This is a genomic window from Microbacterium sp. MTN4-26, from assembly GCF_042846595.1.
Classification (GTDB): domain Bacteria; phylum Actinomycetota; class Actinomycetes; order Actinomycetales; family Microbacteriaceae; genus Microbacterium; species Microbacterium luteum.
Map to the genome: position 1 here is coordinate 36,852 of NZ_BTGO01000022.1, position 8,100 is coordinate 44,951.

Annotated in this window: 7 protein-coding genes; 1 reads left to right on the forward strand and 6 read right to left on the reverse strand. The window is 68.3% G+C overall.

Features of this window, described 5'->3' with window-relative positions; all coding sequences use genetic code 11:
• Positions 1-233: 233 nt before the first annotated feature.
• The 6 genes from ilvC to ACGG9C_RS15480 form a co-directional block, all read right to left on the reverse strand.
• Positions 234-1,259: a ketol-acid reductoisomerase gene (ilvC, locus tag ACGG9C_RS15455; RefSeq protein ID WP_071043122.1), complete on the reverse strand. Its 1,026-nt coding sequence runs from the start codon at positions 1,257-1,259 to the stop codon at positions 234-236.
• Between the two features lie 82 nt (positions 1,260-1,341).
• Positions 1,342-1,851, reverse strand: a complete 510-nt coding sequence (ilvN, locus tag ACGG9C_RS15460) for an acetolactate synthase small subunit (protein WP_071043120.1) — start codon at positions 1,849-1,851, stop codon at positions 1,342-1,344.
• Position 1,852: 1 nt separating this feature from the next.
• The gene (locus ACGG9C_RS15465; RefSeq protein WP_390178855.1) at positions 1,853-3,655 is read right to left on the reverse strand and encodes an acetolactate synthase large subunit; all 1,803 of its coding nucleotides are present in this window, start codon (positions 3,653-3,655) and stop codon (positions 1,853-1,855) included.
• A 43-nt stretch (positions 3,656-3,698) separates the two neighbouring features.
• Positions 3,699-5,405 carry a dihydroxy-acid dehydratase gene (gene ilvD / locus ACGG9C_RS15470; protein ID WP_194385080.1) on the reverse strand — a complete coding sequence of 569 codons (1,707 nt, stop codon included), beginning with the start codon at positions 5,403-5,405 and terminating at the stop codon, positions 3,699-3,701.
• A gap of 53 nt (positions 5,406-5,458) precedes the next feature.
• Positions 5,459-6,226, reverse strand: coding sequence for a trehalose-phosphatase (otsB, locus tag ACGG9C_RS15475; protein WP_071043115.1), 768 nt, complete (start codon positions 6,224-6,226; stop codon positions 5,459-5,461).
• Entirely contained in the window at positions 6,223-7,650 is a 1,428-nt protein-coding gene (locus ACGG9C_RS15480) for a trehalose-6-phosphate synthase (protein ID WP_071043114.1), read from the reverse strand. The genes otsB and ACGG9C_RS15480 overlap by 4 nt, the downstream gene beginning before the upstream one ends.
• A 127-nt stretch (positions 7,651-7,777) precedes the next feature.
• On the opposite strand from ACGG9C_RS15480, the gene ACGG9C_RS15485 reads away from it, so the two are divergent.
• Positions 7,778-8,038: a hypothetical protein gene (locus ACGG9C_RS15485; protein WP_071043113.1), complete on the forward strand. Its 261-nt coding sequence runs from the start codon at positions 7,778-7,780 to the stop codon at positions 8,036-8,038.
• Positions 8,039-8,100 lie beyond the last annotated feature (62 nt).

The following is an 8,100-nucleotide window of genomic DNA, read 5'->3' on the forward strand; positions in this document are numbered from 1 at the left end:
AACCTCGCCCGACCCGACCGCGCCTTCAGAGCCGGTGTCCACCGTTCATCTGTCACCGGTGGTCGCCATGGGGATCCGAGGCGACATTGCGCGACAAGCGAAGCGGCGAGTGGCGCGGACACGACGGAGGGTGGGCGCCGAAGCACCCACCCTCCGTGCTACCTCGGTCAGCGCGCTGCGCTGCCCTGGTTTCGATACGCGGCTGAGCCGCTACTCAACCCAAGCTACCTCGGTCAGCGCGCTGCGCTGCCCTCGGTGTAGTCCTCGTCCTGCTGCTTCCACGCGAAGAGCGAGCGCAGCTCCTTGCCGACCGCCTCGATCGGGTGCGACGCGGCCTTCTCACGCATCTCCATGAACTCCGCGGCACCGTTGTCCTGGTCGTCGATGAAGCGCTTCGCGAACGCGCCGGACTGGATGTCGGCGAGGACGGCCTGCATGTTCTCCTTGACGCGCGGGTCGATGACGCGCGGGCCCGAGACGTAGTCGCCGTACTCGGCGGTGTCGGAGACCGACCAGCGCTGCTTGGCGATGCCGCCCTCCCACATCAGGTCCACGATGAGCTTCAGCTCGTGCAGCACCTCGAAGTAGGCGATCTGCGGCTGGTAGCCCGCCTCGGTGAGCGTCTCGAAGCCGTACTGCACGAGCTGCGAGACTCCGCCGCAGAGCACGGCCTGCTCGCCGAACAGGTCGCTCTCGGTCTCCTCGGTGAACGTCGTCTTGATCACGCCGGCGCGCGTGCCGCCGATCGCCTTCGCGTACGACAGCGCGGTGTCCCAGGCCGAGCCCGAGGCGTCGCTCTCGACGGCGATGATGTCGGGGATGCCGCGCCCGGCGACGAACTCGCGACGCACGGTGTGACCCGGCGCCTTCGGCGCGACGAGGATCACATCCACGCCCTCCGGAGCGTCGATGTAGCCGAAGCGGATGTTGAATCCGTGCGCGAACGCGAGGGTCTTGCCCGCGGTCAGCTTGTCCTTGATGCTCTCGGTGAAGATCGAGCGCTGGTGCTGGTCGGGCGCCAGGATCATGATGAGGTCGGCCCACTCGGCCGCGTCGGCGACCGACTTGACCTGGAAGCCCTCATCCTGCGCCTTCTGGGTCGACTTCGACCCCTCTTTCAGGGCGATGACGACCTCGACCCCGGAGTCCCGCAGGTTCTGCGCGTGTGCGTGGCCCTGCGAGCCGTAGCCCACGATCGCCACCTTCTTGCCCTGGACAATGCTCAGGTCGGCGTCGTCGTCGTAGAAGATCTCAGCCATTCTTCGTGTCTCTCCTTGTTCGTGTCGTTTCGTCTCGCTCCGCTCGCTCAACGACCGGAAGCGAGCGGATCTGTCTCCGGTGTCAGCCGCGCAGCACGCGCTCGGTGATGCTCTTGGGCCCTCGGCCGATGGCGAGCAGGCCCGACTGAGCGAGCTCCTTGATGCCGAACGGCTCGATGGCGCGCAGGAAGGCCTCGACCTTGCCCTGATCGCCGGTGATCTCGATCACGACCGCGTCGGGGGCGTAGTCGACCACCGAGGCGCGGAACAGGTTCACCACCTCGAGCACGTTCGAGCGTGTGGCGTTGTCGGCGCGCACCTTGACCAGCATGTGCTCACGCTGCACCGACGCGGCCGGCTCCAGCTCCACGATCTTGATGACGTTGACGAGCTTGTTCAGCTGCTTCGTCACCTGTTCCAACGGCAGGCCCTCGACGTCGACGACCACCGTGATGCGCGAGAGCCCGGGCACCTCGGTGACCCCGACCGCGAGGGACTCGATGTTGAAGCCGCGACGGGCGAAGAGGCCGGCGACACGCGTGAGGAGGCCGGGCTTGTCTTCGACGAGCAGGCTCAGGACGTGCTTCGACATCTCACTCGTCCCCTTCGAACGACGGCGCGTGCTCGCGCGCGTACTGGATGTAGCTGTTGCTGACGCCCTGCGGGACCATCGGCCACACCATCGCATCGGCGCTGACGACGAAGTCGATCACGACGGGTCGATCATTCGTCTCCAGCGCGAGGGTGATCGCGTCGTCGACCTGGTCTTCGCGTTCGACGCGGATCGCGAGACACCCGTAGGCTTCGGCCAGCTTCACGAAGTCCGGGATGCGCGCCGTGCCGTGCCCGGTGTTCAGGTCGGTGTTGGAGTGTCGTCCGTCGTAGAACAGCGTCTGCCACTGGCGCACCATGCCGAGGGAGGAGTTGTTGATGACGGCGACCTTGATCGGGATGTTGTTGATCGCGCAGGTGGCGAGCTCCTGATTGGTCATCTGGAAGCATCCGTCACCGTCGATCGCCCACACCTGCCGGTGCGGCTCCGCGACCTTCGCACCCATCGCCGCGGGCACCGCGTATCCCATGGTGCCGGCGCCGCCGGAGTTGAGCCACGCGTTGGGCCGCTCGTACCGGATGAACTGCGCCGCCCACATCTGGTGCTGTCCGACGCCGGCGGCGTAGATGCCCTCCGGTCCGGTCAGTTCGCCGATGCGCTGGATGACGTGCTGGGGAGAGAGGAGTCCGTCGGAGGTGGGCGCGAAACCGAGGGGGAACTCGTCGCGGAGGCCGTCGAGGAACGACCACCACTGATCGATGTCGGGCTTCTGCCCGTCGGCCACGCCGCGGAATGCCGAGTCGAGGTCGAGCAGCACATCCTTCAGGTCCCCCACGATGGGCACGTCGGCGGTGCGGATCTTCGAGATCTCCGCCGGGTCGATGTCGACGTGGATCACCTTGGCGTGCGGGGCGAACAGAGCCGCCTTGCCGGTGACGCGGTCATCGAACCGGGCGCCGAGGGTGATGAGGAGGTCGGCTTCCTGCAGCGCCAGCACCGCCGGGACGGTACCGTGCATGCCCGGCATGCCGAGGTGCTGCGGGTGCGAGTCGGGGAAGGCGCCGCGTGCCATCAGGGTCGTGACCACGGGCGCGCCGGTCGATTCCGCGAGCGTGCGCAGCTCGTCCGCAGCACCGGCACGGATGACGCCGCCGCCGACGTACAGAACGGGCTTCTTGGCTTCGGCGATCAGCTGCGCAGCGGCCTGGATCTGCTTGCCGTGCGCCTTCGTGACCGGTCGATATCCCGGCAGGTCGTACTTCGGCGGCCACACGAAGGGAACCTCGGCCTGCTGCGCGTCCTTCGTGATGTCCACCAGCACGGGGCCGGGGCGACCGGTGGTGGCGATCTCGAACGCCGCGGCGATGGCGCCCGGGATCTCGGCGGCATCCTTCACGAGGAAGGAGTGCTTGGTGATCGGCATGGTGATGCCGACGATGTCGGCCTCCTGGAATGCGTCGGTCCCCATGAGGTGCGAGAACACCTGTCCGGTGATGCACACCAGCGGCACGGAGTCCATGTAGGCGTCGGCGATGGCCGTGACGAGGTTGGTCGCGCCGGGCCCGGAGGTCGCGATCGCGACGCCGGGCCGGCCCGATGCCGACGCGAACCCCTCGGCAGCGTGACCGGCACCCTGCTCGTGACGCACGAGGATGTGACGCAGCTCGCTGGCGTCCATCAGCGGGTCGTAGAAGTGCATGATCGCCCCGCCCGGGATGCCGAAGACATCGGTGGCGCCGAGCAGCTCGAGCGAGCGGACCATGGCCTGCGCGCCGGACAAGACGGGCGCGGAGGCGCTGCGGGCGGGTGGCCGCGGCACGGCGGCTGCGGTTTCTGAAGGCATGGTGGTTCCTCTGTCGAGAACGAACAGATGTGTCGGAGTCCCGCTACCCCGTCACGGCGCCCTGCGCGGCAGAGCGCACGAGCTTGGAGTACTTGGCCAGGACGCCACGGGTATAGCGCGGGGGAAGGGGCTCCCAGCCGGAACGGCGGGAGTCCAGCTCCGCTTCGTCGACGAGTAGGTCGAGAGTGCGGGCTGCGATATCGACCCGTATCAGATCACCATCGCGCACGAAGCCGATGGGACCTGCGTCCACCGCTTCGGGTGCTACGTGGCCGATGCACAGGCCGGTTGTGCCGCCGGAGAATCGACCGTCCGTCAAGAGTAGTACATCTTTGCCGAGCCCAGCGCCCTTGATGGCGGCTGTGACCGCCAGCATCTCGCGCATCCCGGGGCCGCCCTTCGGGCCTTCGTAGCGGATGACGACGACGTCGCCGGCCGTGATCGCACCCGCCTCCAGGGCGTCCATCGCGGCGCGCTCGCGCTCGAACACCCGCGCGGGGCCCTCGAAGACCGCTGCGTCGAAGCCGGCGGTCTTGACCACCGCACCCTCGGGGGCGAGCGATCCGTGCAGGATCGTGATGCCGCCGGTGGCGTGGATGGGGTTGTCGAGGGTGTGGATGACGGTGCCGTCGATCGGGTCGGGGTCCAGCTCCCGCAGGTTCTCGGCGAGCGTCTTGCCGGTGACCGTGAGGGCGTCGCCGTGCAGCAGCCCCTCGTCGAGCATCGCCTTCATGATGACGGGGATGCCGCCGTGGCGGTCGACGTCGTTCATGACGTACTGGCCGAACGGCTTCATGTCGGCGATGTGGGGAACCTTGTCGCCGATGCGGTTGAAGTCGTGCAGGTCGAGGTCGACCTGCGCCTCGTTGGCGATCGCGAGAAGATGGAGCACGACGTTGGTGGATCCGCCGAGCGCCATCGCGAGGGCGATCGCGTTCTCGAACGACTCCTTGGTGAGGATGTCTCCCGTGGTGATGCCATGGCGCAGCAGGTTCACGACGGCCTCGCCCGACCGGTGCGCGAAGTAGTCGCGACGGCGGTCGGCCGACGGCGGTGCGGCCGACCCCGGGAGGCTGAGGCCGAGGGCCTCCGCCACCGAGGCCATCGTGTTGGCCGTGTACATGCCGCCGCAGGCACCCTCGCCCGGCGCGATCGCGCACTCGATGCGCTTGAGGTCTTCTTCGCTCATCTTGCCCGCGAGACACGCGCCGACGGCCTCGAACGAGTCGATGATCGTGACATCCTTCTCGGTGCCGTCCGACAGCTTGACCCAGCCCGGCGCGATCGAACCGGCGTAGAGGAAGACGCTCGAGAGGTTCAGCCGCGCCGAGGCCATCAGCATGCCCGGGATGGACTTGTCGCAGCCGGCGAGCAGGACGCTGCCGTCGAGACGCTCGGCCATCATGACCGTCTCAACCGAGTCGGCGACGACCTCGCGCGAGACGAGCGAGAAGTGCATGCCCTCGTGGCCCATGGAGATGCCGTCGGAGACGGAGACGGTTCCGAACTGCAGCGGGTAGCCGCCGCCGGCGTGAACGCCCTCCTTCGCCCCCTGCGCGAGGCGGTCGAGGCTCAGGTTGCACGGGGTGATCTCGTTCCAGCTCGACGCGATGCCGATCTGGGGCTTGTCCCAGTCCTCGTCGCCCATGCCGACCGCGCGGAGCATCCCGCGGGACGTGGTGGCTTCGATGCCGTCCGTGACGGCGCGACTGCGGGGCTTGATGTCGATCGATTCCTCGGGGTGGGCCATACCTGCGAGTCTATTCCCGGTGGGCGCCTCCGCCCGACCCGGGGCGCGTTCGGTCACCGCGGGCTGGAGCGCTCGGTCGCCAGTCTCGTCAGGAGGGCGGCGAAGGCGGGGATGTCCGGCACCGACACCGTCGCGTGCGTGTCGCGCGAGCCGATGTGCACCCCGAGATCGTCATCGCCGAGGCTCGCCAGCGCGTCTTCATCCGTGACGTCGTCTCCCGCGAAGAGCACGCCGGTCGCGCCCACCACCTTGCGCAGGTGAGCGACGGCGGAGTCCTTGCCCTCGTGCCGGAAGGCGTACTCGACGATGTTGTGTCCGGTGCGGCGGCGCCAGTGCGGCGCCTCAGCGGCGACGATCGCGTCGACCGCGGCGTTCGCATCCGCTGCCGTCTCCGGAGTGGCGACGCGGGTGTGGACACCGAACCCGAATGTCTTCGGCTCGATGAACACGCCCGTCATGCCTGCGGTGGCCTTCTCGGCATGGGCGCGCAGCGTGTCGCGGAGCTCCTCGTCGACGGTGTCTTCGGCGGCGTTGAGGGCGCCGCTCCCGGGCTGCCAGAACTCGGCGCCGTGGGATCCGGCGAGCCAGATCGCGGAGTCGTCGGCGTGCTCGGCGATCACCCGCAGGTCGTGGAGACTGCGGCCCGAAACGAGGGCCACGGTCGTGTCGGGTGCGCGCAGCAGCGCGTCGACCGCATCGCGCGCCTCCGCGAGCATGCGCGCTTCCATCGGCTCGTCCTCGAGCGGCGAGAGGGTCCCGTCGAAATCGAGGGCGACGAGCAGGACGGGGGTGCGTGCGAGCATCGAGACGGGATCGGTCATCGCGTGCGGTTCTCCTTGGCGGTGCGGGCCTCGTCCAGTGCGGAGAGGAACGAATCGGACCACGCCTTCACGTCGTGCTCGATGACGCGCTTGCGCATCGAGCGCATGCGACGCGCCTGCTCGGCTGCGGGCATCTCGATCGCCTGGATGATCGTGTCCTTGAGGGTGTCGATGTCATGCGGATTCACCTTGAGCGCCGACCCCAGCTCGTCGGCGGCACCGGCGAATTCCGAGAGCACGAGCACACCGCGGTTGTCCGCGCGCGTGGCGACGTACTCTTTCGCGACGAGGTTCATCCCGTCGCGCAGCGCGGTCACGAGCATGACGTCGGCGGCAAGGAACAGGGCGACCATCTCCTCGCGCGGATATCCCTGATGCAGGTAGCGGATCGCGCTGTGGCCGAACGTGTCGTGGTCGCCGTTGATGCGGGCGACCGTCAGCTCGATCTCGTCGCGCAGCTGGACGTAGGCCTCGACACGTTCGCGGCTGGGGCTCGCGACCTGCACGAGGGTGACGTCGTCGACGGCGACACGCCCGTCTTCGAGGAGCTCGCCGAACGCCTTCAGGCGGTGACGGATGCCCTTGGTGTAGTCCAGGCGGTCGACGCCGAGGAGGATCGCCTTGGGGTTGCCGAGCCCCTCTCGGATCTCCCGCGCCCGGGCCTGCACTTCGGGCTTCTTGGCCAGGTCGATGTAGGTCTCGGCGGCGATGGAGATCGGGAACGCCTTGGCGAGAGCGATGTGTGCCGTGCCGTCGTCACCCGGCACCGTGATGCGGCCGGCCCGCGTCTCGTACCGGAACAGACGGCGCACCGCTCGGGCGAAGTTCCCCGCGTCGGCAACGCGCTGGAAGCCGATGACGTCGGCTCCGAGCAGACCTTCGAGCACCAGCCGTCGCCACGGAAGCTGCGAGTACAGGCCGTATGCGGGGAACGGTATGTGGTGGAAATAGCCGATCGTGAGATCGGGACGCATCTCGCGCAGCATCTTCGGAACGAGCTGCAGCTGGTAATCCTGCACCCACACGGTGCCGCCTTCTGCGACGGCGTCCGCCGCCGCTTCGGCGAATCGCCGATTCACCCGCACGTATGCGTCCCACCACACGCGTCGATAGCGTGGGGCGGCGATGACGTCGTGGTAGAGCGGCCAGATGGTGTCGTTGGAGAAGCCCTCGTAGTACTTCTCGATCTCGTCCGCACTGAGGGCGACCGGGATGAGGCGGGTGCCGTCGAAGTCGAACGGCTCGACGTCGAGATCAGCCTGCCCCGGCCATCCGACCCAGGCGCCGTCGGTCTGCTTCATCACCGGCTCCAGAGCGGTGACGAGGCCCCCCGGCGAGCGGCGCCAGCCGTCTTCCCCTTCACCGGGCCCGGCCTTGTCCACGGGCAGACGGTTGGCGACGACGACGAATTCGGCCTGGGTCACAGGGGCTCCTGACGGTGATCGGGCCTTCAGGCTAACAGCGCCGTGTTTCGCGCAAACGCCGGTTGACGGCCCAGCGGCGCAGTGTCAAGGGGCGACGCCGCGGCGATACCCGCGCTAGCGTTGCGGCATGCGTCAGTATCTCTTCGGCACCGGAATTCTCTCGGCGGTCACCGGCGGCGTGACGCTGCTGCGCAGCATCCGCAACAACGAACCCTTCACGTGGCGCACGGCGCTCGCCTGGTTGAGCTGGGGCATCTCCCTTGCGTTGGCGATCGGCGCCGTCGTCGACACCCGCCGGGCAGCGCGCGGGCACAACATCCCGCAGGACTCCCCCGTGGCGGGCAAGGAGGAGAAGCTCATGAAGAAGCGCCTCGCCAGAGGACGCTGAGCACTACTCCTCGCACTGACCAGAGCCCCGAGGCGCGTCGCCTCGGGGCTCTCGTCCGCCTC